This is a genomic window from Alistipes sp. HGB5, assembly GCF_000183485.2.
GTDB classification, from domain to species: domain Bacteria; phylum Bacteroidota; class Bacteroidia; order Bacteroidales; family Rikenellaceae; genus Alistipes; species Alistipes finegoldii.
Genome location: NZ_AENZ01000045.1, coordinates 1 through 25630 on the forward strand (window position 1 = coordinate 1; position 25630 = coordinate 25630).

Annotated in this window: 24 protein-coding genes and 1 tRNA gene; 10 read left to right on the plus strand and 15 right to left on the minus strand. The window is 57.9% G+C overall.

Translation table 11 applies throughout. The features are described 5' to 3' along the window. Positions 1-181: 181 nt before the first annotated feature. Positions 182-1789 (plus strand): phosphoenolpyruvate carboxykinase (ATP), encoded by a 1608-nt coding sequence (gene pckA / locus HMPREF9720_RS06935; protein ID WP_009597505.1) that lies wholly within the window; start codon positions 182-184, stop codon positions 1787-1789. A 390-nt stretch (positions 1790-2179) separates the two neighbouring features. Here pckA and HMPREF9720_RS06940 read toward each other — a convergent pair whose 3' ends face one another. From HMPREF9720_RS06940 to pyrH, 4 genes are all read right to left on the minus strand, one after another. Then, the gene (locus tag HMPREF9720_RS06940; protein WP_009597511.1) at positions 2180-2830 is read right to left on the minus strand and encodes a DUF3575 domain-containing protein; all 651 of its coding nucleotides are present in this window, start codon (positions 2828-2830) and stop codon (positions 2180-2182) included. 88 nt (positions 2831-2918) lie between these two features. Then, positions 2919-3476: a ribosome recycling factor gene (gene frr / locus HMPREF9720_RS06945; RefSeq protein WP_009597557.1), complete on the minus strand. Its 558-nt coding sequence runs from the start codon at positions 3474-3476 to the stop codon at positions 2919-2921. A gap of 2 nt (positions 3477-3478) precedes the next feature. After that, the gene (locus HMPREF9720_RS06950) at positions 3479-4045 is read right to left on the minus strand and encodes a TlpA family protein disulfide reductase (protein WP_009597530.1); all 567 of its coding nucleotides are present in this window, start codon (positions 4043-4045) and stop codon (positions 3479-3481) included. Positions 4046-4112: 67 nt separating this feature from the next. Continuing rightward, complete coding sequence (gene pyrH, locus HMPREF9720_RS06955) at positions 4113-4826, minus strand: UMP kinase (protein ID WP_009597522.1); 714 nt, start codon at positions 4824-4826, stop codon at positions 4113-4115. Between the two features lie 223 nt (positions 4827-5049). Here pyrH and dxs point away from each other — a divergent pair, with 223 nt between their 5' ends. Continuing rightward, positions 5050-6948, plus strand: a complete 1899-nt coding sequence (gene dxs / locus HMPREF9720_RS06960) for a 1-deoxy-D-xylulose-5-phosphate synthase (RefSeq protein WP_009597526.1) — start codon at positions 5050-5052, stop codon at positions 6946-6948. Positions 6949-6960: 12 nt separating this feature from the next. Here dxs and HMPREF9720_RS06965 read toward each other — a convergent pair whose 3' ends face one another. The 5 genes from HMPREF9720_RS06965 to HMPREF9720_RS15090 are packed head-to-tail and all read right to left on the minus strand — an operon-like array spanning position 6961 to position 10338. Then, positions 6961-7722 carry a YaaA family protein gene (locus HMPREF9720_RS06965; RefSeq protein ID WP_009597518.1) on the minus strand — a complete coding sequence of 254 codons (762 nt, stop codon included), beginning with the start codon at positions 7720-7722 and terminating at the stop codon, positions 6961-6963. Between the two features lie 6 nt (positions 7723-7728). After that, on the minus strand, positions 7729-8568 hold the full coding sequence (locus tag HMPREF9720_RS06970; protein ID WP_009597512.1) for an immunoglobulin-like domain-containing protein: 840 nt from the start codon (positions 8566-8568) through the stop codon (positions 7729-7731). An 11-nt stretch (positions 8569-8579) separates the two neighbouring features. Next, complete coding sequence (locus HMPREF9720_RS06975; RefSeq protein ID WP_039940136.1) at positions 8580-9353, minus strand: radical SAM protein; 774 nt, start codon at positions 9351-9353, stop codon at positions 8580-8582. Between the two features lie 56 nt (positions 9354-9409). Continuing rightward, positions 9410-9706: a zinc ribbon domain-containing protein gene (locus HMPREF9720_RS15085; RefSeq protein WP_083817608.1), complete on the minus strand. Its 297-nt coding sequence runs from the start codon at positions 9704-9706 to the stop codon at positions 9410-9412. Positions 9707-9717: 11 nt separating this feature from the next. Then, positions 9718-10338: a hypothetical protein gene (locus HMPREF9720_RS15090; RefSeq protein WP_009597506.1), complete on the minus strand. Its 621-nt coding sequence runs from the start codon at positions 10336-10338 to the stop codon at positions 9718-9720. A gap of 357 nt (positions 10339-10695) precedes the next feature. On the opposite strand from HMPREF9720_RS15090, the gene HMPREF9720_RS06980 reads away from it, so the two are divergent. The 3 genes from HMPREF9720_RS06980 to HMPREF9720_RS06990 all read left to right on the plus strand — a co-directional run bounded on the left by HMPREF9720_RS06980 (position 10696) and on the right by HMPREF9720_RS06990 (position 13662). Further along, positions 10696-11853 carry a dicarboxylate/amino acid:cation symporter gene (locus tag HMPREF9720_RS06980; protein WP_009597549.1) on the plus strand — a complete coding sequence of 386 codons (1158 nt, stop codon included), beginning with the start codon at positions 10696-10698 and terminating at the stop codon, positions 11851-11853. A 168-nt stretch (positions 11854-12021) separates the two neighbouring features. Further along, positions 12022-13293, plus strand: coding sequence for an aminotransferase class I/II-fold pyridoxal phosphate-dependent enzyme (locus HMPREF9720_RS06985; RefSeq protein ID WP_009597504.1), 1272 nt, complete (start codon positions 12022-12024; stop codon positions 13291-13293). 296 nt (positions 13294-13589) lie between these two features. After that, positions 13590-13662 (plus strand) — tRNA-Gly (locus HMPREF9720_RS06990). A gap of 164 nt (positions 13663-13826) precedes the next feature. Here the strand turns inward: HMPREF9720_RS06990 and HMPREF9720_RS15095 are convergent. Beyond that, entirely contained in the window at positions 13827-14021 is a 195-nt protein-coding gene (locus tag HMPREF9720_RS15095) for a helix-turn-helix domain-containing protein (RefSeq protein WP_074712153.1), read from the minus strand. An 849-nt stretch (positions 14022-14870) separates the two neighbouring features. Here HMPREF9720_RS15095 and HMPREF9720_RS06995 point away from each other — a divergent pair. Then, positions 14871-15449, plus strand: a complete 579-nt coding sequence (locus HMPREF9720_RS06995; protein ID WP_039940138.1) for a hypothetical protein — start codon at positions 14871-14873, stop codon at positions 15447-15449. A 64-nt stretch (positions 15450-15513) separates the two neighbouring features. Here HMPREF9720_RS06995 and HMPREF9720_RS07000 read toward each other — a convergent pair whose 3' ends face one another. From HMPREF9720_RS07000 to HMPREF9720_RS07015, 4 genes are all read right to left on the minus strand, one after another. Further along, positions 15514-15840 carry a hypothetical protein gene (locus tag HMPREF9720_RS07000; RefSeq protein ID WP_254654372.1) on the minus strand — a complete coding sequence of 109 codons (327 nt, stop codon included), beginning with the start codon at positions 15838-15840 and terminating at the stop codon, positions 15514-15516. 51 nt (positions 15841-15891) lie between these two features. Beyond that, positions 15892-16149: a hypothetical protein gene (locus tag HMPREF9720_RS07005; protein ID WP_022044283.1), complete on the minus strand. Its 258-nt coding sequence runs from the start codon at positions 16147-16149 to the stop codon at positions 15892-15894. Positions 16150-16322: 173 nt separating this feature from the next. After that, entirely contained in the window at positions 16323-16799 is a 477-nt protein-coding gene (locus tag HMPREF9720_RS16100) for a GH36 C-terminal domain-containing protein (protein WP_009597524.1), read from the minus strand. A gap of 12 nt (positions 16800-16811) precedes the next feature. Then, entirely contained in the window at positions 16812-17834 is a 1023-nt protein-coding gene (locus tag HMPREF9720_RS07015) for an alpha/beta hydrolase (protein ID WP_009597533.1), read from the minus strand. A 235-nt stretch (positions 17835-18069) separates the two neighbouring features. On the opposite strand from HMPREF9720_RS07015, the gene HMPREF9720_RS07020 reads away from it, so the two are divergent. Next, on the plus strand, positions 18070-18963 hold the full coding sequence (locus HMPREF9720_RS07020; protein WP_009597540.1) for a helix-turn-helix domain-containing protein: 894 nt from the start codon (positions 18070-18072) through the stop codon (positions 18961-18963). Positions 18964-18986: 23 nt separating this feature from the next. Here HMPREF9720_RS07020 and HMPREF9720_RS07025 read toward each other — a convergent pair whose 3' ends face one another. Continuing rightward, positions 18987-19904, minus strand: coding sequence for a helix-turn-helix domain-containing protein (locus HMPREF9720_RS07025; RefSeq protein WP_039940141.1), 918 nt, complete (start codon positions 19902-19904; stop codon positions 18987-18989). A gap of 152 nt (positions 19905-20056) precedes the next feature. Here HMPREF9720_RS07025 and HMPREF9720_RS07030 point away from each other — a divergent pair, with 152 nt between their 5' ends. From HMPREF9720_RS07030 to HMPREF9720_RS07040, 3 genes are read left to right on the plus strand one after another with little or no spacing between them, the layout of a single operon-like run. After that, positions 20057-21067 carry an efflux RND transporter periplasmic adaptor subunit gene (locus HMPREF9720_RS07030; RefSeq protein ID WP_009597550.1) on the plus strand — a complete coding sequence of 337 codons (1011 nt, stop codon included), beginning with the start codon at positions 20057-20059 and terminating at the stop codon, positions 21065-21067. Beyond that, positions 21067-24117 (plus strand): efflux RND transporter permease subunit, encoded by a 3051-nt coding sequence (locus HMPREF9720_RS07035; protein ID WP_009597542.1) that lies wholly within the window; start codon positions 21067-21069, stop codon positions 24115-24117. The genes HMPREF9720_RS07030 and HMPREF9720_RS07035 overlap by 1 nt, the downstream gene beginning before the upstream one ends. Further along, positions 24117-25394, plus strand: coding sequence for a TolC family protein (locus tag HMPREF9720_RS07040; RefSeq protein WP_039940144.1), 1278 nt, complete (start codon positions 24117-24119; stop codon positions 25392-25394). Before HMPREF9720_RS07035 ends, HMPREF9720_RS07040 begins: the two co-directional genes overlap by 1 nt. Positions 25395-25630: the final 236 nt, after the last annotated feature.

The window sequence follows — 25630 nt, forward strand, 5'->3', positions numbered from 1 at the left end:
TTATAAATGAATCATATACGGGCATCGGAAAAAATAATGTTCTTTTTTTGTGTTTTTCACTGTTAATTTTTTCACAAGTGTAAAAGTTTTTCTACCTTTGTGCGGTTAAAGTCCGCATGCGCGGATTTCGACGGTTAGGTTAAATCTTGGATTTGATGTTTTATTAAAAATAACGATTGCTATGAACAAAATGGATTTGAAAAAGTACGGGATCACGGGTGTGACCGAGATCGTGTACAATCCGTCGTACGACGAACTCTTCCGCGAGGAGACCAAGAAGGGCCTCCGCGGCTTCGAAAAGGGTCAGGAGACCGAAATGGGCGCCGTGAACGTGATGACCGGCGTTTACACCGGCCGTTCGCCCAAAGACAAGTTCTTCGTAATGGACGAGACCACGAAAGATACGATCTGGTGGACTTCCGACGAGTATAAGAACGACAACAAGCCCGTGACCAAGGCGGCTTGGAAAGAGCTGAAGAAGATCGCTGCGCAGGAGCTGTCGGGCAAGAAGCTCTACGTCGTCGACACTTTCTGCGGCGCCAACGAGAACTCGCGTCTGAAGATCCGCTTCATCATGGAGGTGGCTTGGCAGGCGCACTTCGTTAAGAACATGTTCATCCGTCCGACCGACGCCGAACTGGAGAATTACGGAGAGCCCGATTTCGTCGTGCTCAACGCATCGAAGGCCAAGGTCAAGAACTACAAGAAACTCGGTCTGAACTCGGAGACGGCCGTCGTCTTCAACCTCACCGAGAAGATGCAGGTCATCATCAACACGTGGTACGGCGGCGAGATGAAGAAGGGCATGTTCTCCTACATGAACTACCTGCTTCCGCTCAAGGGCATGGCTTCGATGCACTGCTCGGCCAACACCAACGCCAAAGGCGAGACGGCTATCTTCTTCGGTCTGTCGGGAACGGGCAAGACCACGCTTTCGACCGACCCGAAGCGCGAGCTGATCGGCGACGACGAGCACGGCTGGGACGACGACGGCGTATTCAACTTCGAGGGCGGCTGCTACGCCAAGGTTATCAACCTCTCGCAGGAGAACGAGCCTGACATCTGGAACGCCATCCGCCGCAACGCGCTGCTGGAGAACGTGACGGTAGACAAGAAGGGCAAGATCGACTTCTCCGACAAGTCGGTTACGGAGAATACCCGCGTATCGTACCCGATCTTCCACATCGAAAATATCGTGAAGCCCGTATCGAAGGCTCCGGCCGCCAAGAAGGTGATCTTCCTCTCGGCCGACGCATTCGGCGTGCTGCCCCCGGTTTCGATCCTGAACGCCGAGCAGACCAAGTACTACTTCCTCTCCGGATTCACCGCCAAGCTGGCAGGTACCGAGCGCGGCATCACCGAGCCGACTCCGACCTTCTCGGCCTGCTTCGGCGCAGCGTTCCTTTCGCTGCACCCCACCAAGTACGGTGAGGAGCTGGTGAAGAAGATGCAGAAGTCGGGCGCCAAGGCTTACCTCGTGAACACGGGTTGGAACGGCACCGGCAAACGTATCTCGATCAAGGATACGCGCGGTATCATCGACGCCATCCTCGACGGTTCGATCGACAAGGCCGAGACCAAGACGCTGCCCATCTTCGACTTCAAGATCCCGACAGCTCTGCCCGGCGTGGATCCCAAGATCCTCGATCCGCGCGACACCTACAAGAACGCCAAGGATTGGGACGTGAAGGCTGAGGACCTCGCAAACCGTTTCGTGAAGAACTTCGTGAAGTTCACGGGCAACGAGGAAGGCAAGAAGCTCGTAGCTGCCGGCCCGAAGGTTAAGTAATTCCCGATGACTGCGGCGCAGGCCGCGCATCGTCAGAACGCGGAAGCGGGGTATTTCCACCCCGCTTCCGTTTTTTTGCGCATGTAGTGCGCCGTCCGGATCATGCCGTCCGGAGGAACGGACAGAGTCGGCAAAACCGGCAGCCCCGCAGATTCCGCAGCCCCTCCCCGCAGAATCCGTGGAACTTGCGGTGTCGGCGGAATTAGCGGAAGAACGGGCAGAACCCGCGGAGTCGGACGTTTCGAAACCGGCGTTTGCTTTCGGAGTGTAGCCGTGTTTTGCCGGCCCGTAACCTGTCCGGACACAGCCGGCAAGACGAAACGCCCTGCTCCTCAAAGAGCAGGGCGTTTGTGTTTGTCCGCCGTTTGCGGCCGTTTTTCGCAATCCGTGTTATCTGCTGCAGGAACCGTCGGTGCGCAGTCGCTTGGGCATGAAAATCCGGTAGCCGATCGAGACGCCGAGCTTGTTGGGATACCACTCCGACGAGCCGTTGAACGGATCGGGGTTCTCCGGCTGCACCGGACGGTGGGGATACATGTCTACCTTGCCGTCGAAACTGTATCCGTTGTAGTGGCTGTCCATCCATGCCCATCCGAAGAAGGCGTCGAGCAGCCACCGCTCCCCGAACTGGTGTTCGTAACCCACGCACAGGCCGATCATCATGCCGTAGCCTTTGCAGTAGCGGTCTTCGAATTTCAGCTTCCAGCCTTCGATATAGGGTTTCGACATGTCGAAAGCCATCATGCCGATATTGGCGCCCAGATACCAGCCCCGGTTGTGCTCCTTGAAGTAGCGGCGGTATTCGCCCATGAAGATGGCGAAGGTCATATGCTTCCGGTTGATCGACTTCCACGGCGAGACCACGATGTCGGTCTGCAGGGTCGATTTGGGGGATATGGCGAATTCCACAGAGGGGTTTACGACGCCGACCAGCGCATAGAGCGCGTTGAGTTTGACGTAGCCCTGCGATGCTGCGTTCTGTATGCCGAACAGCGAAAACAATACGATCAGGACCGAAATCTTGCGGAATGGCTTTTTCATCGGGACGGAATGTTTAGGAGGGGCAAATATATGAAAAAATCCGGCCAATATACGAATCGGGCCGGATTTTCATGCGGATGAAACCGTTTCAGACGGTCATGATCTCCTTCTCCTTTCTCTGGAGCGCTTCGTCGAGCAGCTTGGAGAATTTTTCCAACAGCTTCTGCGACTGGGTTTCGCCGTCTTTCGATTCGTCTTCGGGCATGCCCTCCTTCTGGGCCTTCTTGAATGCCTCGACGGCGTCGCGGCGGGCGTTGCGCAGGCTGATGCGGGCCGTTTCGGCTTCGCCGCGGATCTGCTTCACCAGCTCCTTGCGGCGCTCTTCGGTCAGGGGCGGAATCGTCAGGCGTATCTGCTCGCCGTTGTTCGAGGGGGTCAGGCCGATGTTCGAGTCGATGATGGCTTTTTCCAGCGGGCGGAGCATGTTCTTGTCCCACGGCTGGATCAGGATCGTCTTGGCGTCGGGAACCGTGACGCTGGCCGCGCCCGATACGGGCACCTGCGAGCCGAAGTAATCTACCATGATGCCGTTCAGGGCGTTGGGCGAGGCTTTGCCCGCGCGCACGTTCAGAAGTTCCTCTTCGAGGTGGTCGATAGCCTTCTGCATACGGCCGGAGGCTTCGTTGAGAATCGTTTTGGTATCCATAGTTATTCGAGTGTTTTTTCGATGGTTTTGATCATTTCGTCGAACTCTTCGGGGTCGTACCCTACCGACGCCAGCACGACCTTGCCGTTGCGGTCGATGACGAAATTACGCGGAATGTAGTTCGACGCATAACGGTCGTAGACGGTCTGCGAGGGGTCGAGACCCATCGGGAAGGAGTAGCCGGTCTTTTCGCGGAACGCCGCCACGGTCTGGTGCGTTTCGCCGCGCGAGATGGGCAGGAATACGAAATCGCGGCCTGCGAAACGGTCGATCACGTCGCTCTGCACGCGCGCCAGCTCCTGCCGGCAGGGCGGACACCACGTGGCCCAGAAGTTCAGCAGGACGACCTTGCCTTTCAGTTCGGCGAGGTCGGTTTTGCCGCCGCCGAACATCTCGACCGTGAAGTCGGGGGCTTTGTCGCCGGCCTTCACGAGCGTCGTCGATTCGACGTCGCCTGCCTTTTTGCTGCTGTTGCCGCCGCATGAAGGCAGCAGCAGGATGACGGCGACGATCGCGACGATCAGCGCCAGCATGATCCATAATTGTCTGTTACTCTTTTTTGTCGCCATGTTTTTTCGTTGTTTTGGTTTGTCGGGCACTTTGTCGCACGGAGTCCGGAGTGCCGGCCGGAAGCTCCTATGAAAGCCCGGTTACGAGCGTTCCGATCTGTTCGCCTGCAAGTACTTTGCCCAGATTGCCCGGCGTGTCCATGTCGAAGACGATGATGCCGAGTCCGTTCTCGCGGCAAAGGGTGAACGCCGTGAGGTCCATGACTTTCAGCCTGCGGTCGAGCACCTCCTCGAACGTGATCCGGTCGAACTTCACGGCCGTCGGGTCCTTTTCGGGGTCGGCCGTGTAAACGCCGTCCACGCGGGTGCCTTTGAGCATCACGTCGGCTTCGATCTCGATGCCGCGCAGCGCCGACGCCGAGTCGGTCGTGAAATAGGGATTCGACGTGCCGCCGCCGATAATCACCACATAGCCCGCTTCGAGGTACTCGATGGCACGGGCCTTGGAGTAGTATTCGCCGATGGGTTCCATGCGGATCGAAGTCAGTACCTTGGCCTTCACGCCGTTGTCCTCCAGTGCCGACTGCAGCGCCAGCGAGTTGATGATCGTGGCCAGCATGCCCATCTGGTCGCCCTTCACGCGGTCGAAGCCCTTCTTGGCGCCGGTGAGTCCGCGGAAGATGTTGCCGCCGCCGATGACGATGCCGATCTGGACGCCCGTCCCGGCGGCCGCCTTGATCTGTTCGGCGTAGGACTGGAGCACTTCGGGCGAGAGTCCGTATTTCTGCGAACCTTGCAGCGATTCGCCGCTCAGTTTGAGGAGTATTCTCTTGTATTTCATGTTGCAATGGATTTACCGTAACGCGAAGATAGAAATTTTTTCGAAAAAAACCGGCATCAATGACTATCTTTACAGAAAATAGACGCCCTCCGGACCGTGTCCGAACAAATTCGGCGCGGTGTCCGGTGCGCACGCTTTTCGACGCCGTTCCGGAAAGGCTGCGTCCGGCCAAAAGGCGGACGGGCTTGCTTTTGTGCCCTGCTTGCATTATCTTTGTCTCGCCATGACGCCGGAAGAATACAGACTGCTTCTACATATCGATTCGCCGGAGGACCTCAAAAGGCTCTCCGCGGAGGAGTTGCGCGCTTACTGCGACGAGTTGCGACGCTATATCGTCGACGAATGTTCGGTAAATCCCGGACACCTCGCGTCGAGTCTGGGGGCTGTGGAGCTGGCCGCCGCCCTGCATTATGTCTTCGACACGCCCGCCGATAAGATCGTGTGGGACGTGGGGCACCAGACCTATGCCCACAAGATCATCACGGGCCGCCGCGAAGCGTTCAAAACCAAGCGCCGGCTGGGGGGCATCAGCGGCTTCCCGCGCATGTCCGAGAGCGAATACGACGCTTTCGGCGGGGGACACGCCTCGGTGTCGATCTCGGCGGCCTTCGGCATGGCCAAGGCGGCCGAACTGCGGGGCGAGAAGTATCGGGTCGTGGCGGTCATCGGCGACGGTTCGATGACCGGCGGGCTGGCCTTCGAAGGGCTGAACAACGCCGGGGCCAGCAAGCGCACCAACCTGCTGGTGATTCTGAACGACAACAACATGGCGATCGATCAGGCCACGGGCGCGCTGAAAAACTACCTGCTCAAGATTTCGACTTCGGTCCACTACAACCGCTTCAAGCAACGGTTGTGGGGCATCCTTTCGCATACGCCGCGCCTGCTGCGTCTCTGCCAGAAGGCGGGCAACGCCGTCAAGCAGGGGCTGCTCAACAAGAGCAATCTGTTCGAAAGTCTCAATTTCCGCTATTTCGGACCCGTGGACGGCCACAACCTCAAGGAATTGGTGCGGACGCTTCGCGCGCTGCGCGATATCGAAGGACCCAAACTGCTGCACGTCATGACCGTAAAGGGCAAGGGCTACCTGCCCGCCGAGCACAACCAGCCCGTCTGGCATGCGCCGGGGCGGTTCAATCCCGATACGGGCGAGCGGATTTCGTCGCCGGGTTCGGCGTCGCGCTATCAGGACGTGTTCGGCGAGACGCTCGTCGAACTTGCCGAACGCGACAGCCGCGTCGTGGGCGTCACGCCCGCCATGCCGTCGGGCTGCTCGATGAATCTGCTGATGCAGGCCATGCCGTCGCGCTGTTTCGACGTGGGCATCGCCGAGGGGCATGCCGTGACTTTCTCGGCGGGACTCGCCGCCGCGGGCATGGTGCCCTTCTGCAATATCTATTCGACCTTCATGCAGCGGGCTTACGACAATGTGATCCACGACGTCGCCATTCAGGACCTTCCGGTGGTGATGTGTCTCGACCGGGGCGGTCTGGTCGGCGAGGACGGCGTGACGCATCACGGAGTCTTCGACATGGCGGCCTTCGGCTGCGTGCCGACACTGGCGATCGCCGCGCCGATGGACGAGCTGGAACTGCGCGGCATGATGTATACGGGACTGCAGTACGGCCATCCCTTCATGATCCGCTATCCCCGCGGCTGCGGCGAAGGCCGGATGTGGCGCGGTGCGCGGTTCGAAACCCTGCCCGTGGGCCGGGGACGCAAGCTCCGCGACGGAGCGGATGTGGCGCTGGTGACCGTCGGGACGGTCGGCAACGCCGCCGCACGCGCCGCCGCACGCGCCGCCGAAGAAGGGGTGAGCGCAGCCCATTACGACCTGCGCTTCGCCAAACCTCTCGACGAGGAACTGCTCCTCGAAGTGGGTGCGAAGTTCCGCCGCGTGGTGACGGTCGAGGACGGCGCCCTGCGCGGAGGCGTCGGCGAAGCCGTCGCGGCATTTTTCAATGCACGCGGGCTGGACGTTTCGGTGCGTTCGCTGGGCATCGGCGACGAGTGGGTCGAACACGGAACTCCGGCTCAGCTCTATGCCCTCTGCGGCTATGACGAGGAGGGTATTCTGAAAGCCCTGCTCGAAACGAAACAGGCGCCGGTCTGCGCCGAATAATATCCGGACTCCTTACATCGTAAACACCCAGTCGTCGGCTTTGCTGAGCGTCGGATTCAGCCGGAAACCCTCCCACTCGAACGCTTTCAGCTGCTGCGGATCGCCGATGCGGTTTTTGAGGATATGACGGGTCATTTCGCCGCGGCACATTTTCGTATAGACCACGACGGTTTTCAGCCGGTCGTCTTCGCGGATGCGGAATTCGGGGGTGACGACCCGTACTTCGCGGCAGATGCGCTTCCAGTCGAACAGCCGCTTCATCTCACTGCTGGCCAGATTGACCAGTATGCCGTCGTCGGCCTTGATCTTCTCCAGAAAGGCGTCCGTCAGTTTGTCCTGCCAATATTCGAAAACCGTCTGCTCGCCGTGGCCGGGCAGTACGGCGTCGCCTTCGAGCCGGTAGGTGCGGATCGTGTCCAGCGGACGGAGCAGTCCGTAAAGGAACGAGGTGATGTTGAGGTGCGCCTGCGCATATTCGAAATCCCCGGCCGTGAAATCCGCCGGAGCGATCCGTTTGAACACGATGCCCGTGTAGGCCGCCAGCGCCGGCAGCGCCCTCTCCGCATTGTCGTGGAAACGGCTGTAGCGGAGCCGGTTCGTCGCGGCGATCCGATGGTTTACGCGCAGGATTTTCGCCAGCTCTTCGGTGGAGAGCGTCGCCAGCTGTCCGGCCAGCTCCCCGGCCTGCGCGCCGTAAAGGGGCGAAGTGGTGCGGGGTATCGGCAGGGAGGTGCTTTCGGCCATCGTTTTGGCACAGGAGAGGAGTATTTGCATGATTTGTCAGTTGTTGTCGCCCGTCTGCTCCGGAAAGCGGGTGAACGGGACGAAGGGCGTCACCGTAAAATCGGCGGTGAGCAGGTAGTCGCGGCGCGGATTTTCCATGTAAACGTTTTTGCAGATGCGGTAACGGGCGTATACGGACGGATAGATGCGCGGCGCGAGCCGGGCCGTGAAGCCGTAGGCGTACTCTTTCGTCTGCCGGGCGTCGCCGGGGACGGGAAATTGCGGGCGGCCGATGCCGATCAGCAGGGAGTCCCATGCGTCGGCGCCCGGCAGTGTTTCCCACCGGCCGTTTTGGAACCTGCAAACGGTGTAGTCCGTCCCGAAATAGACGGTCGAATCGCCGCGGTAGCGGATCGTAAGCCGTATGCAGTCGGTCTCCGCAGGGTAGAAGGCATATTCGGCGTCCATGCTCAGTCCGTCGGGCGGCGGCGTGCCTTCGGGGGCGGGCGGATAGGGCGTCGTGTCGGGATCGAACCCTTCGAGTCGGATCAGGGGGCTGTCGTGCACGTAACGGCGGAAGCGGGCTTTCATCGCCGAGTCGGCCCGGAGCAGGTGGACACGGACGATCCCTGCGGTTTCGTCGGTCCCGGACGACCGGACGGCGTCGGCGATGCTTGCTATTTCCTTGGTTGCGGATGCGCGGGCGGCGTTCGCGCTTCCGTCGAATGTTTCGCGCTCCGGTGTGCAGGCGGCGAATCCCCGGTCGGTCGTGAGCAGGATGTCGAGACGGCGCCACACGCTGTCCTGCAGTTCGCCCAATTCGCGCGCCGTGGGACGGCGCTGGGCGGTCGCCGTACAACCGGCAACGAGCAACAGCGATAACAGGAGCAGTCTCATCGTCAGGCGGGTTATGCTACCGAACAGGGGATGCCGAGCGCTTCGACGCGGGCGGCGATGGCCTGCAGCTCCTCGCGCGGAACCTTTTCGAGCGTCCGGCACGGGGTGTCGCGGTCGAGCGAGTAGACCATGACCTGCCGCGGCCGGATCTCTTCGATCAGCCGCAGCCATGCCGAGACCTCCTCTTCGGTCGTGTTGTCTGTTTTCTGTCCGTCGCATTCGCCGCGCAGGAACATGGTCTGCACGGTCAGGCGTCCGTCGAAGCCCTTCATCTGCTCCACGACGCCGCGGACGGTGTAGGCGGGGCTTTGGGGGTTGTTCATCAGACGCGCCGTGGCGTCGAACGCCGAGTCGAGTTTGAGAATGTTGTTGTCCACCCGCAGCAGGGCGCGGCGCACCTCTTCGCGGTGGAGCTGGGTGGCGTTCGAGAGCACCGAGACCTTGGCCGACGGGCACAATGCGTCGCGCAGGGCGATCGTATCGCCGATCACCGCTTCGAATTCGGGATGCAGGGTCGGCTCGCCGTTGCCGGCGAAGGTGATGACGTCGGGCGGCGTGCCGTCCGCCACCATGCGGCGCAGCGTCGCTTCGAGCTGCGTGCGGACATCTTCGCGGGCGTTGAATCGCCGTCCGCCGGGGTGTTCGGCGTTCCAGCCGCATTCGCAGTAGATGCAGTCGAACGAGCAGAGTTTCGAATCGGTCGACAGGAGGTTCACCCCCAGCGAAAGGCCCAGCCGCCGTGAGTGCACCGGGCCGAAAATGATGTCGTGAAATAGTGATGTCATGATGCAAAAATACAAAATCGTTCGGAATTATAAATTTATGGCATTTTTAAAAATTATCATTGATTTTGTTTTTTCTTTTTGAAAAAATTGTAACATATCATTATTCCAAATACAATAATCGTAATTATACCTATTATTGGGAGGTCTTCTTCTGGTATGTCATATTCCGAAAGGATTATGCTAAAAAGGAATATAATAACTAATATTAGGCATCCCATATTCATTGATTGTAAAAAGCAACCTTCTGTTTTGGGAAAGAAGCTGTGATTACTAATTTGATATCCGCATTTGGGGCAGTGAGGAGCCTGATCTGAAATGCTATTCCCACATTCTGGACAATTGATTAGTGCCATAATTAAAAAATCTATTTTGTTATAGTTAGTCGATAATATGTATAATGTTTTTCGTAATACTTGCTTTTGATTTTTTCTTGAGATAAATTGACTGTATATGTTGAAAATGTCCAGTGAAATGAATTTAGGGGTGGTTGCGAACCTAATATTTTAGATAAATGATTTTTGAGTAGAATAATATTTGATGTTTGAACTAATATTGTATCATCATATAATGGTTCGATTAACATCGATAAAGTATGTAATTTATTATTGACAAATTTGGGTTGAATATCAAAGATTATGGAAAACGATTGTGTGCTAGTAAAATTGCCAACTGAATTATCATGAACGGTTATGTTCTGGGTTTCAAACCAATGCATGCAATATGTGTTGTTATCCCATATCGACATTTTGCCACTGTTCTTATATTGTTTGATAAGTGAATTATATTCTAATTTAGACATTCCAAGATGAAATCCGAGAAGAATATTTGGTGAAATTGTAGATATTCTATCTTCTTGTTGAGTGTTTTGTTTTGACTCTGCGTTTTGTTGTGTTGGTATTTTTTTGTGTTTGTTTTGTGCAGAAAAAATAGTGATGGCACTCCCAATTATACAGCCACCCAAAAGGAATAAGAGGATTTTATTCATAAGATTGTTTTTTTTTGCGAGACCGCTGACTCCTTTACGATCATTTGTTAAAAAAAGAAGTGTGGAGTCTATTGCCTATCTGTTAGGAGGTTCTGGTAAACCTTGAGTCAAATAAACAATACTCCACACCTGCGAGTATGGAATATTGTTTCGCATACGATTGCAAGTGAATGAGTGTTATTGTTTTTCTTGACTCTATGAAATTTACCAGATTTCCTAACAAGAATAAAAGCAAAACACTTTCATCAAAATATGTCTGTCTATGAAGACAACACAAAGATACGAATTATTTGTTAATGATGCATATGAATTGAAAAAGCTAAGTAATTTTCCTATCTTTACAAAAATCATTCTCCTATGAAATTCAGGTTCGGACTGCTGCCGCGCGTCGTACTGGCCATCGGGCTGGGCGTAGGATGCGGCTTTTTCTTTCCCGAATGGGCGACGCGCATCGCGCTGACGTTCAACGATATTTTCGGGCAGTTCCTCTCGTTCGTCATTCCGCTGCTGATCCTTGGTCTGGTGGCGCCGGGCATCGCCGATCTGGGGAAGAACGCCGGGTGGCTGCTGGCCGTCACGGCGGCGCTGGCCTATGCCTTCACGCTTTTTTCGGGCTTCGGAACCTATTTGGTGGGGCGGGCGGTCTTTCCCGCGCTGCTCGAAGGCTCGCAGGCCGTGCTGCCCGACGATGCGGGCGCGGCGCTTACGCCCTATTTCACGGTTCAGATGCCGCCGCTGTTCGGCGTCATGTCGGCGCTGGTGCTGGCCTTCGTGCTCGGACTGGGCATGGCCTATACCCATAGCGTGAAGCTCAAGGGGGTGATGGACGAATTCAAGGGGATTATCGAACGCGTGATCGGCAGCGTCATCATTCCGTTGCTGCCGTTCTATATCTTTGGCATTTTCCTCTCGATGACCCGGTCGGGGCAGGTCGCGGGCGTGCTGGGCGTCTTCGTGAAGCTGATCGCGGTGATCTTCTGCATGACCGTCGTGCTGCTGCTCGTGCAGTTCTCCGTCGCCGGACTCGCGGCGCGCAAAAATCCGCTACGGATGCTCCGCACGATGCTTGCGGCTTACGTCACGGCGCTCGGAACGCAGTCTTCGGCCGCCACGATCCCCGTGACGCTGGCGCAGACCCTGAAACTCGGCGTGCGGCCCGAAATCGCATCGTTCGTCGTGCCGCTCTGCGCGACGATCCACCTCTCCGGTTCGATGATGAAGATCGTCGCCTGCGCGCTGGCCGTGTCGATGATCGCCGGACTGGAGCTGCCGGCCGGAACGTTCGTGGGATTCATCCTGCTGCTGGCCGTGACGATGATCGCGGCTCCGGGGGTGCCGGGCGGGGCGATCATGGCCGCGCTGGGACTGCTGGAGTCGATGCTGGGATTCGACGAAACGCTCGCCGGACTGATGATCGCCACCTATATCGCCATGGACAGTTTCGGCACGGCGACCAACGTCACGGGCGACGGCGCCGTGGCGGTGATCGTCGATGCGATCGACCGGCGGCGCTGAAAACCGTTCCGGGGCCGCCGAAAGCGGCCTTTTTTCTTTTTATACCTGTGTAAATAAGTATAAATGCGTACCCGTGCCGAATAAAAAACGGCTAATTTTGATGGCTAAAAAGGTTTTTTTGTACTTTTGCGCGTCCGGAACGGAAACTAACATTAAATTATATACATTATGGTTGATATTTTTGCACGCCTTGAAAAAAATGCAGGCGGACCTATCGGTCAGTACATGTCGTACGCCCACGGATATTTCGCGTTCCCCAAACTGGAGGGCGAGATCGGTCCCCACATGGTTTTCCGGGGCAAAAAGATGCTCAACTGGAGTCTGAACAACTACCTCGGTCTGGCAAACCATCCTGAGGTGCGCAAGGCCGACGCCGAAGGCGCAGCCAAATTCGGTATGGCGGCCCCGATGGGCGCCCGTATGATGAGCGGTCAGACCGTTTATCACGAACAGCTCGAACGCGAGCTGGCCGAGTTCGTCGGCAAGGAGGACGCTTTCCTGCTCAACTTCGGTTATCAGGGCATGATCTCGATTATCGACTGCCTGCTGACGCCGCGCGACGTGGTCGTCTACGACGCCGAGGCGCATGCCTGCATTATCGACGGTCTGCGTCTGCACAAGGGCAAGCGTTTCGTGTACGGACACAACGACATGGATTCGCTGCGTCTCCAACTGCAGCATGCCACGGACCTCGCCGAGGAGCAGAAGGGCGGCGTGCTCGTGATTACCGAAGGTGTCTTCGGCATGAAGGGCGATCTGGGCAAACTCGACGAGATCGTGGCGCTGAAGAAGGATTTCCAGTTCCGTCTGCTGGTGGACGACGCGCACGGCTTCGGTACGATGGGCGAGGGCGGCCGCGGTACGGCTTCGCATTTCGGCGTGACCGACGGCGTGGACGTGCTGTTCAACACTTTCGCCAAGTCGATGGCCGGTATCGGCGCATTCGTCTGCGGTCCCCGCTGGCTGGTGAACCTGCTGCGTTACAACATGCGTTCGCAGCTCTACGCCAAGTCGCTCCCGATGCCGATGGTCATGGGCGCGCTGAAGCGTCTGGAGCTGATCCGCAACCATCCCGAATATCAGCAGAAGCTGTGGGAGATCGTCCGCGCGCTCCAGAACGGCCTGAAGGAAAACGGATTCGAGATCGGCGTGACCAACTCGCCCGTAACCCCCGTCTTTATGAAGGGCGGTATCCCCGAAGCGACGAACCTGATCGTCGATCTGCGCGAGAACCACGGTATTTTCTGCTCGATCGTGATCTATCCGGTGATCCCGAAGGGCGAGATCATCCTGCGTGTGATCCCCACCGCAGCCCATACGCTCGACGACGTGAACTATACGATCGCGGCGTTCAAGTCGGTGCGCGACAAGCTCGAAGGCGGCATTTATGCCCAGATGCCGATTCCGGTTCGCGCCGACGAAGGCTTCAAGGTCCGCTAATCGGGATTCGCTCTGAGGGCGATCCGTATATAGATAAGGCTGCCATTTCCGGCAGCCTTATTTTTGTTGCCGTTCGCTGCGGGGCGTTGGCGCCGGGCATGCCTGCGCGATCGCATCTGCACCGGCGTTTCTTTTTTTGCGTTTCGGGCGGCGCAAGAGTAATTTTGCGACAAAATTCGCCGGAAAATTTTGCAGAATAAATTTTTCGGTTTATATTTGCAGTCCCGAAACGCAGGTTTCGAAGCCCGGAGCCGAGGTGCGGATGCAGTTGTCCCGCCCGTCCGAAAACGATAATTGCGGAAATAGCTCAGTTGGTAGAGCGCAACCTTGCCAAGGTTGAGGTCGCGGGTCCGAGTCCCGTTTTCCGCTCTCGGTAAGTGGTTGATAATATACTGATTATCAGCCACTTTTCGTTTTTCGGAAAATACGGAAGACGGGCGAGGTGTTCGCCGCGGCAAACTGAACGACGGATAAAACAAACCGGGCATTGGAGTTATAAACTGCTCCGATGCCCGGTTATTTATTTGATTAGTTTATTTCTTTGGTTCTTTTGGATAAGTCATTTCTCCGAAAAATTCTTTGAGGGATAAATTATAATATTTGCAGAATTTTATAATCGTCCCTAACGTCGGCAATTTTCGGCCATGTTCATAGTGGGAAAGATGCAGATGTGCATTTTCTGTCAGAAACTCCTGTGTATGATTGTGTTGCTCTCGAATCTCACGCATCCGACAAGCAACTAAATCTAATAATATTTGATCTGGAAGTTTCAGTATTCTATAATTTTTACAAAAAAATGGATTTATTTGTGAAAATAGTCGGTCTGTGTAGACCGACTTACGTCTTTTTTATTACATTTGTAAATGGAATATTAGAAACTGAATACAGAAATTATGCTAACTTTGCATTTATATAGCTCGGCATAGCCGACGGACATAATAAAGAGCAGCAACTCTTTATACCGTGCCAGTAAAAATTGGGAATTTTTAAGCGAAGGTATAAATGTTGCCAGCCCTTGTTTTGTTCCGTCCTTTGTGGACGGAACCTGCAAGGGCGCGGTGCATTTCTTCGCTACGGTATCCCAATGCCTTCTGGCCGGAATGTTATCGCGTCCCTTGCTTTTTTTATGCCCTTGCGGGACGCGGATTCACACCAACGAAAACCGAAGAAAATGTCCCGTCGCATCCGATTCCGGAATTACCCGAAAGCCCAAAATCCCCATTATATTTTACTGCTCTGGCACAATACGGGCCGGACGTTCCTGCCGTTCGATTTCGCGCGGCAGGACGTCCGTTTTTGGGCCGGGGAGCGGGGGAACGCCCTCACGCCGCACGATCCGGCGCGGCGGGCGTCATAAGGCTCTCTGAGCGACACGTACAATCCCGCATTCCGGATGCAGCCGGCAGGCATTGCGCCGGAAGCGGTCCCTGAAATCTGGCAGCCGGGGCGGTCTCCGCATTGAATTCTTCATTAAGTGAAGTTGCGTCACTTGTTCGGTCGGAGCCGCCCCTTTTTTCAAACTGGTGTTCCGGCCGTAAAACGGCACGTGCATTGATGAACAACGCAAAAATTCCACGATGAACCAGCACGATCCCGATTCCGAACAAGCCCTGCGGGCCATCGACCGCTTTTACGCGATGCAGGTTAGTATCTGCATCGCGGCATTGGGCAGGATGCGGTCCGCGGAGCTGGCCGACAAAAACATCATCCTGCGGGCCATTATGTGCGACATGCCCGACTGCGGCATCTGCGCCGATCCCACGGCCGAAGATTACGGCGTCGATTTTTGGGTCGACCGGGCGGAATATGTCAACGACACGACGTTCAATCTCTATGTCACGCAGGCCGAAGAGAACGTGCTGTGGAACATCGAGAAAAAAGGCCAGAAACCGGGGCGTCTGGTGGCTCCGCAGCAGCGGATCACGATGCGGACCGACGGGATAAGCAGGCCCCCGTATATCCCGCTTATCTACCTGACGGTATTAAGTTCCAAACTGATGGCGATGGCTATGTCGGACGTGCTGCCGAACGTGGATTTGTCCACCTATTACGACGAGCGGGTGATGGCGTCCTTGGGGGAGCGCATAGCAGGGGTATTGGACAGGATGACTGAAATGCAGGACGGGGAGGAGGAGGGCGGAAATCCGGTAAGCTGAAACGCTGCGGACCGAAAAAACGGGACGGACCCGAAAGCCCGTCCCGCCGCTGAAAAAGTTGGCGTCACCCCTGTTCTACAGGTTCTTTTTTCCACTCCTCCGGTTTTTCCCGCCGGACGGGGTGTTTCATCCGCTCAAGTTCGCGCTCCAGCAGTTTGTCCACCAGCTTGAGTTGGGCTTGCCGGGCCTCGAACGGCGTGGGCGGAATGTCCGAAACGTCCATCTTCAGATAATCCAGATAACTCTGATAAGAAATGCCGAAGATGTAACGTCCGAGCCGTTTCCAAACCCGTTTGTGGCATTTCGCCTTGTATTCGGGTTCATAATACATTTGGTCAAATTCCTGAACCGCCTTGACTCTCAGGTGCATATATGAATTATTGCAACTCATAAAATAAAAAAAATAGTTTTTGAGCGATATTGCTCACTAAAATTTACGCAATTAATTGCGGTTCAGGTTAAAAGAGAAGTCCCTCAATTCCTCTCGCGTGGAGAGCCTGCAAAATTGGTATTCGGCTGGCAGGAAGGTCCAATAATTATACTTTCTCAGATCCGCCGAGGAGGTTTCCAGACAGATGCGGTTCTCGGCGTCCCGATTGCCGACGATTCCCCATAGCGACGTTCGGCTGTCGCAGCCGGGATCTGTCGTATGGAACAAATAGACGTCGCCGATGCGGAATTTGCAGGTTTTTATGGTCATATCAGGTTCGTTAGGGTTTTATGGCGGCAAAGGTGAAAATCCTGAAGCAAACCTCCAACTTGCGTGGTAACCGTTACGACATTAATCTGTTGGGGAGGGGCAAATGAAAACTCCGGATGTGCATTCGCATCCGGAGTTTCCTCTGTTTTTCGGTTCTTCGTTTCCGCTTCCCGTCATTCGGCTTTCAGCTCGACGACGACGCTGCGGGCGCGGTCCGTCGAGAAGAGTTTCAAACCTGCCTTCATCAGGTAATCGCCGCTTACGACGCGGTCGTTGTGCTCGATACGCGGATTCTGCCCCGGCATGAGGTTTATTTCGCGGATGCGGTAGCGCAGATCGGGGGCCAGTCCGGTCAGCCGTACGGAGGGCAGCTGCTCCCCGTAGCGCGGATTGAGGTCGTAGGCGAAGACTACGGAGCCGGTCCGGCGGTCGGTGCCCGAAAACAACAGCGGCATCACCGGGGCCGAGACGGCGACGATAAGCGCGAAGACGCCCACCGTCCACCCCGCCTGCGGAACCGTCACCCCGAAAGTTTCGGCGATCTGCGGGATAATCCCGACGACGCCCATTTCGGTGTTGATGATGCCGAAGACGCCGAAGGTCAGGATTGCAACCAGTCTTCCCGGACTGTATGCGAGCCGTTTTTTCATGGTCGTTCCGTCTTATTTCAGGCTGTTTCCGAAGAACTCTTCCAGCTTGTCGAACGGGATCAGCCCCGTGCGGTCGTAGAGATCGACGTGCCCCGCGCCCGGTACGACATACAGCTCTTTCGGCTCGGCGGCCCGTCTGAAGGCGTCCTCGCTGAATTCGCGCGAATGGGCGTTTTCCCCGACGATGAAGAGCAGCGGACGCGGCGAGATGGTCTCGATGTCGTTGAAGGGGTAGAAGTTCATGAACTTCACGTTGCTTGCGAGCGTGGGGTGCGTGGTCGTCCGGTGCGTCGCCCCTTCGGGCGTGAACTCTCCGCGCGGCGTGCGGTAGAAGGCGTAGAATTCCCGCTCGACCGGGGTGGAGTTTTCCGTCAGCTCGTCTGCCGTGCCGCCGGTGTATGCGGTTTCCCCGCCCGTAAACTCCGCGTAGCGCTGTTCCGCCGCTTCGGCCAGTATCCGCTTCCGCTGCTCAAGTGTCAGGGCGTTTTTCAGTCCGCTGCGGCTGGCTGCGCCCATGTCGTACATGCTCACCGTGGCGACGGCTTTCAGCCGGGGATCGATCTTCGCCGCGCTTACGGCGAAACTTCCGCTGCCGCAGATTCCGATTGCGCCGATGCCGCTGCGCTCGACGAACTCCCGCGTTCCGAGGAAATCCGCCGCCGCGCTGAAATCCTCGGCGTATATCTCCGGGGAGACCGTGTTGCGCGGCTCTCCCTCGCTGTCGCCCCAGAATGACAGGTCGATGGCGAGCGTGACGAATCCGCGTTCGGCCATTTTGATCGCATAGAGGTTCGCAGCCTGCTCCTTGACGGCTCCCATCGGGTGGCCGACGATGATTGCGGGACGTTTTTCGCCCGGTTTCATCTCCTTGGGCCGGAAGAGGTTGGCGCCGACCTTCATTTTGTACTGGTTCGGGAAGGATACCTTTTCTGCGGTTACCGCATCGCTTCGGTAGAAATTGTCCGCATCCGTTTGTGCGGAGGAGATGTTGTGCATCATAATAAGTGTTGTCGTTAAAATTAGAATCCGTTTCATATTTTTTTATCGGTGATTTCCACGTTGCAAAATTACTTGCCGAAACGCTTCGGGCCGGTATCCGGATTACGGATGAAATTACCCGGATTACGGTTTTTGAAGCTGAAGCGAATCTGCTGTCTGACAGACGGCTACCTCGATTACGGATAAAGTTACCCCGATTACTGTTTCGCGCCGACGCCCGCACCGCGTACGGGAAAAAGCGCTATCTTTGCGTATGGAAAAACCGAGCTGTATGGACGAAATTCTGAAGATCGATACGATCGACCGCTACAACAAACTCTTCGGATTCGAGACCCGCCACCCGCTGGTGGGCGTGGTCCGGTTCGACACGGCCGAAAGTCAGGGAAACTACCGGATGACGATGGGATTCTACTCGGTTTTCCTCAAGGAGACGCGGGGCTGCCGAATCAACTACGGGAAGACGGGGTATGATTTCGACGACCAGACCGTGGTCAGCATCGCTCCGGGACAGACCGTCGGCTATACCGATATCGAAGGGATTCCCACGAAGTCCGTCGGACTGCTGTTTCATCCCGACTTCATCCGCGGCACGTCGCTCGGACGGAAAATCAGGAAATACACCTTTTTCTCTTACGAAGCCAACGAAGCCCTGCACCTGTCGGAAGAGGAGCGGACGATCGTGCTCGACTGCCTGAAAAAGATCGAAATGGAGCTGCGGCACGCCATCGACAAGCATTCGAAGGGGCTTATCGCCACCAATATCGAGCTGCTGCTGGACTATTGCATGCGTTTTTACGAACGCCAGTTCGTGACGCGCGAAGACCTGAACCTCGATGCGCTGGCCCGTTTCGAACGACTGCTGGACGATTACCTCTCGGAGGGCGTCGCCGCGAGGGAGGGACTGCCGTCGGTGCGCTATTTCGCCGACAAGATATGCCTTTCGCCCAACTATTTCGGCGATCTGGTCAAAAAGGAGACCGGAAAATCGGCGCAGGAGTATATCCAGCTGAAGATGATCGACGCGGCGAAAGAGAGCCTGCTCGACCCGGACAAGACGATCGGGCAGGTGGCCGGCGAACTGGGATTCCAGTATCCGCAGCATTTCGTCCGCTTCTTCAGACGGTATGCCGGCTGCACGCCGAATCAGTATCGGACGCGGGGATAAGGGGCGGCATGCCCGACCGGCGGCTACCTGCCGATCCGGTAGGCCGAAGGCGTCATGCCCGTATGGCTCTTGAAGTATTTGCCGAAGAACGACTGGTTGGAAAAATTCAGGTAATAGGCGATCTCCTGAATGCTCATCGTGGAGTATTTCAGCAGGTTCTTGGCTTCGAGCACGACGTAGTCGTCGATCCACTCGACGGCCGTCCGGCCGCTGGTCTTGCGGATGAGCGTCGTCAGGTATTTGGGCGTCAGGTTCAGCTGTCCGGCATAGAAGCCCACCGATCGCTCCTGCGTGTAGTGTTTGCCCAGAATATTCATGAACTGGCTGAAATACTCGTCGTTGCGGCTGCGCGCCGAGATCTGCCGCTCTCCGCTCGTTTCGATGTGACGTCCGATGACGCGGCACACCTTGTAGGCCAGCGTCCGGATGATCGAACGTATGACCTCGGCGGAATAGACGTCCGCCGGCATCTCCGTACCCTCGGCGCCGAGTTCCTCGAACGACCGGGTGATTCCCGTCCACTCCTTTTCGTCGAGTTTGAGACAGGGCTGCTTCTCCACGTGCAGGAACAGCTGCGAGAGCAGCCTGATGTCTATGTTGATGCGCCTGATGAACTCCTCTTCGCAGATCACGGCGTGCAGCGCGATCTCCTCGGTCGATTCGGCTTGGATGATCGACCCCGGCAGGTGTACGAAGATCGAATTCTCCGTGAGCGTATGCCGCGTCAGGTTCGAGGTGAAGGTTCCCGAACCTTTGGAACAGAGCAGGATGACGAAGGCGTCGATGCGCGTCGGATAGCGGAACAGGTCGATGTCGATTTCGTCCTGCACGTTGACGCGCGACGCGATCAGACAGCCGTCGTAGCAGATGTCTCCGGGACGGCGGCCGCAGACGTCGATCAGCGTGGCGAGCGAAAAGCTCTGGATATCCTTTTCGTTCATTTTGTCGTGGATTTTTCGTACAAATATAACAATTTGCCGGTCGATATTCGCCGAAAGGTTCAAAATCGAACGAATCGACGAGTTTAGCCGACACGGCGGCCTTTTCTGCCGCTCCGCAAAAAGGGAACTTTGCATCGAAAAACTGTAAACCAATGAAACGAACGATTTTCTGGGCCTTGCTGCTCATTGCGGCGGGCTGTTCTTCTCCGAAAAACACCCGGACGGCCGATCCGCTGCGGGTGACGACGATCGTCGCCGCGCCGTCGGCCGGCTTCGGCGCGGCCGTGTACGTAGGTTCGGTCGAGGAGGAGGCTTCGGCATCCCTGAGTTTTCCCGTCGCCGGGACTGTCGCCCGCACGCTGGCCGACGAAGGACAGCGCGTGCGGAAAGGGCAGCTGCTGGCCGAACTCGATTCTACTTCGGCCCGGCAGACCTTCGACGCCGCGCGGGCGTCGCTGGAGCAGGCCGAAGACGCCTGCGGGCGTCTCCGCCAGCTGTACGAGGCCCAAAGTCTGCCCGAAATCAAATGGGTCGAAGCGCAGACCCGGCTCCGTCAGGCCGAGTCGCTTTTCGAAATCGCCAAGAAGAACCTGAGCGATTGCGCGCTGTACGCTCCGTTCGACGGTGTGGTCGGCGAGCGGCGGGCTTCGGCCGGCGAGACGGTGCTGCCGGGCGTTCCGGTGATGAACCTGCTGCAAATCGGAACCGTCAAGGTGCGCTTCTCCGTCCCCGAACAGGAGATCGCCGCGATCGGCGCCGACAGCCGCATGCGGATAACCGTTCCGGCGCTCGGCGACCGCACGTTTCAGGCCGGAAAGATCGAAAAGGGTGCCGTGGCCAATCCTGCGGCGCACACCTACGACGTGCGGGCCGCGCTGGCCAACGCCGGGGGCGAGCTGCTGCCGGGCATGGTCTGCCGCGTGGAGGTTTCGCCTGCGGGTGCCGCCGAGCAGATCGCGCTTCCGGTGCGCGCCGTACAGCAGGCGGGCGACGGAAGCCGTTTCGTATGGACCGTGCGCGGCGACTCGGCCGTGCGTACGGCCGTGACGACGGGCCGTCTGGTGAACAACGCTGTCGTGCTGGAGGACGGCGTCCGGAGCGGCGACCGGATCGTGGTGGACGGCATGCAGAAGATCGGCGAAGGCAGTAAAGTCGTGTGGTGATGGGACGCTCTGCCAATATCATATCGTGGTCGATGCGCAACTTCCGCATCACCTTCCTGCTCGTGGGCTGCCTGTTCGTTTTCGGCATCTACGGACTGGTTCACATTCCCAAGCAGGAGTTTCCCGAATATACGATCCGTCAGGGCGTTGTGGTGGGCGTTTATCCGGGCGCCACGAGCGAAGAGGTCGAAGAACAGCTGGCCAAGCCGCTCGAACAGTTCCTGATGACCTACAAGGAGGTGAAGCGTTCGAAGACCACCTCCACCTCGCAGAACGGCATGTGTTACGTGATGGTCGAGCTGAACGACGACGTGAACGACAAGGACGAAGTGTGGTCGAAGATCAAGCACGGCCTTGCGGCGTTCAAGATGCAGCTTCCCGCGGGCGTCGCGGCGCTCGTGACGAACGACGACTTCGGCGACACCTCGGCCCTGCTGATCACCCTCGAATCGGACACGCGGTCGTACCGCGAACTGAAAGGGTACATGGACGACCTGAGCGACCGTCTGCGCCGCATCGAGTCGGTCTCGAACCTGCGGCCTTACGGCGTTCAGCAGGAGCAGATCTCGGTATATGCCGATCACGACCGGCTGGCGGCCTACGGCATCGGCGAGAAGGTGCTCTCCGCGGCGCTGGCTTCGCAGGGGCTGACCCCGGCGGGCGGCTCGGTGAGCAACGGCGAGACCGAAACGCCGATCCATATCGCGCCGTCGCTGGCCGGGGAGCGCGAGGTCGCGGAGCAGATCGTCTGGAGCGACCCCGAAGGCCACGTCCTGCGTGTGAAGGACGTGGCGCGCGTCGTGCGCGAATACGACGATCCGGACAGCTATATCCGTAACAACGGCCACCGCTGCGTGCTCCTCTCGATGGAGATGCGCGGGGGATACAATATCGTGGAGTACGGCCGCGAAGTGGACGAGGTGCTGCACGCTTTCATGGAGGAGGAGCTTCCGTCCGACGTTGCGGTGCAGCGCATCGCCGATCAGGCCAAGGTCGTCGGCGACTCCGTGCATTCGTTCCTGCGCGACCTGTTCGTGGCCATGGCCATCATCATTCTGGTCATGATGCTGCTCTTCCCGCTGCGGTCGGCCGTCGTGGCGGCCGTCACGATTCCGCTCTCCACCTTCATCTCGGTGGGCGTCATGTATTTGTGCGGCATTCCGCTCAATACGGTGACCCTTGCGGCGCTGGTTGTCGTGCTGGGCATGATCGTCGATAATTCGATCGTGGTGATCGACGGCTACCTCGACTACATCGGACGCGGCCACTCGCGCTGGTATGCGGCCGTCGAGAGCGCAAGGGAGTTTTTCCCGTCGCTGCTGCTGGCGACGATCTGCATCTGCATGATTTTCTACCCGATTCTGTTCACCATGACGGGCATGATGCGCGACTTCCTGACCTATTTCCCGTGGACGATCACCATCAATCTGATGGTTTCGCTGCTGCTGGCCGTGCTGGTGATTCCGTTCCTCGAAATCGTGATCATTCCGGCGGTTCAGCCCCGCAAGGAGGGGCGTAAGAGCGTTACCGACCGTGTCCACGACGTTTACCGGCGGGTGCTGGCGTGGACCTTCCGTCACGGGTGGCTGACGATTTCGCTGGGCCTTGCCTCGGTGGCCGTTTCGCTGGTGCTGGCCACGCAGCTGAAACTCCGCATGGTGCCCTTCGCCGACCGCGACCAGTTCGCCGTGGAGATCTACCTGCGGCCCGACACCCCGCTGGAACGGACCGGAGCCGTCGCCGATTCGGTTTACCGGATGCTGCGGGCCGACGGGCGGGTGAAGTCCGTCACTTCGTTCGTGGGTTGTTCGTCGCCGCGTTTCCAGATGAGCTACGCTCCGCAGATCGCGGGTAAGAACTATGCCCAGTTCATCGTCAATACCACCTCGATCGACGATACCGAGGATATCCTCGACCGATATGCCGACGCATGGGCCGACCGTTTCCCCGAAGCCTACGTCAAATTCAAACAGCTCGACTACCAGAACGTGCCGTCGCTCGAATTCCGCTTCTACGGCAGCGACATCGACTCGCTGCGCGCCGCGGGCGACCGGCTGATGGACCGCATGCGGCGGATGCCCGAACTGATGTGGGTGCACTCCGATTATGAGGATCCCCGTGCGGTCGTCGATGTGCGGCTCGACCCCGTCACTGCGCCGCAGCTGGGCGTCACCCGGACGCTGGCGGCCGTCAATCTGGCCCTCGCCGCCGGAGACGTGCCCGTAGGGGCCGTCTGGGAGGGCGATTACAAACTGCCCGTCGTACTCAAAAACGACGTGCGCCGGGGCGAACGCTCGCTCTCCGATGTCGGGGACACCTATGTCTCTTCGCCCGTGCCCGGCGTCAGCGTACCCCTGCGGCAGATCGCCGACGTCGGGCCGGCGTGGAGCGAGAGCAAAATCGTGCACCGCAACGGCATGCGCTGCCTGACGGTCACCGCCGACCTCAAACGCGGCGCCAACGCCATGCGTGTCAATTCGCGCATAAGCGAGCTGATCGACAAGGAGCTGACGCTTCCGGCCGGCATTGCGACCGAGCTGGGCGGAGCCTACGAATTCGACTGGGAGACGATTCCCCCGATCGCGTCGGGACTGACCATTTCGCTGGTCATCATCTTCTTCTTCATTCTGGTCAATTTCCGCAAGTTCGGCATTACGCTGGTGGTCATGGCTTCGATGTCGCTCTGTCTGTTCGGGGCGGTGGTGGGGCTGCGGATCGCCGACTTCACCATCGGACTGACCTCGGTGCTGGGCTTCATCACCCTGCTGGGCATGATCGTCCGCAACGTGATTCTGATGTACCAGCATGCCGAAGACAAACGCAAGGTATGCCACTGGTCGGGGCGTCTGGCGGCCTACGACGCCGGCAAGCGGCGTATGGTGCCGATCTTCCTCACCACCGCCACCACCGCCGTGGGCGTCGTGCCGATGATGCTGAGCGGAAGCACCTTCTGGGCGCCCGTGGGTATTACGATCTTTGCCGGAGGCATCGGTTCGCTGATCCTCGTCGTTACGATACTTCCGGTGCTCTATTCCAAAATCTACAAGTGATGAAAAAAGCCGTAGTATTTCTGTTCTTATGCGTTGCGGCGGCTCCTGCCGCGGCCCAGACGCTAACGCTCGAAGAGTGCCGCGCCGCCGCCGTCGAACACAACCGCACGCTCCGCAACAGCAGGCTGGACCTTGACGCCGCGTCGCAGACGCACCGCGAAGCGTTCACCAATTACTTTCCGCAGATTTCCGCATCGGGCGGCCTCTTTCAGGCGCAGCACGGACTGGTGCAGGCCGATTTCGCCGTTCCGCAGATGGGGACGCTGCCTGTTTCGATGGTCAAGCGCGGCATCATCGGCTCCGTCACGGCCGTTCAGCCCCTGTTCGCCGGACTGAAGATCGTCACCGGCAACAAGCTCGCCCGGCTGGGCGAGGAGGTCGGACGGTTGCAGCTGCAGCAGACCGAAGCCGAGGTGCGCGAGCGGACCGATGCCTGTTTCTGGCAGGTCGTGTCGCTCCGTGACAACCTTTCGACCCTCGATGCCGTGGAGCGGCAGCTGGCCGAGATACGCCGTCAGGTCGAACTCTCGGTGAAGGCCGGGCTGGTGACCAACAACGACCTGCTGCGCGTGGAGCTGCGGCAGCAGGAGATCGCGTCGAACCGCCTGAAAGTCGAAAACGGACTGAAGGTGTCGAAAATGCTGCTGGCCCAGCATATCGGCGTCGATTGGCGCGGATTCGACGTGGCGAATGCCGCGTTCGGCGAACCGGAGGCTCCCGCCGCCTACTATGTTCCGGTCGAGGAGGCGCTCGACCGCAGGACCGAATACCTGCTTGCGGAGAAGAACGTCGAAGCCCGGAAGTATGAGAAACGCATGGAGCGCGGCAAACGTCTGCCGACGGTAGGCATAGGCGCGGGGTATCTCTACTACAATGTGACGGACAAGAGCGTGGACGACGGAATGGTCTTCGCGCAGGTTTCGGTGCCTGTTTCGGAGTGGTGGGGCGGGGCCCATGCGCTGAAAAAGGCCCGCATCAGGGAACAGCAGGCCGAAAACGACCGACTGCAGGCGCGGGAGATGCTTGCCGTGGAGATCGAGCGGACGTGGAGCGAGGTGCAGGAGTCCTATGCGCAGATCCTGCTCATGCGGCGTTCGGTGGAGTCCTCGGCCGAAAACCTGCGTCAGAACCGGAACTTTTACAAGGCGGGAACCGCGCCGCTCACCGACCTGCTCGACGCCGAGACGCTTTACACGCAGAGCCGCAACGACCTCACTTCGGCCTGCGCCTCCTACCGCACGGCGCTTGCCAAGTATATGCGCGTGACGGGGCGGTAATCTGCATTCCGGCGGCCGGTTTCCGGCTTCTGTGACGCCCGGTATACGGGGTTGTGCGGCCTTGCGCCGCGCGACCCTTTTTTCATGGCGTACGGAGTGCAATCCGGATGCGGAAAGGCGGCGACGATCGGCGCGGGGAGCTTTCCGGCTGTTGCGGTTCCATGAATAAATCGCTAAAAACCCGTACGGCGGACGAATTAGGAGGAGTTGGGTAAATGCTTTGTCCTGAGTGTTTT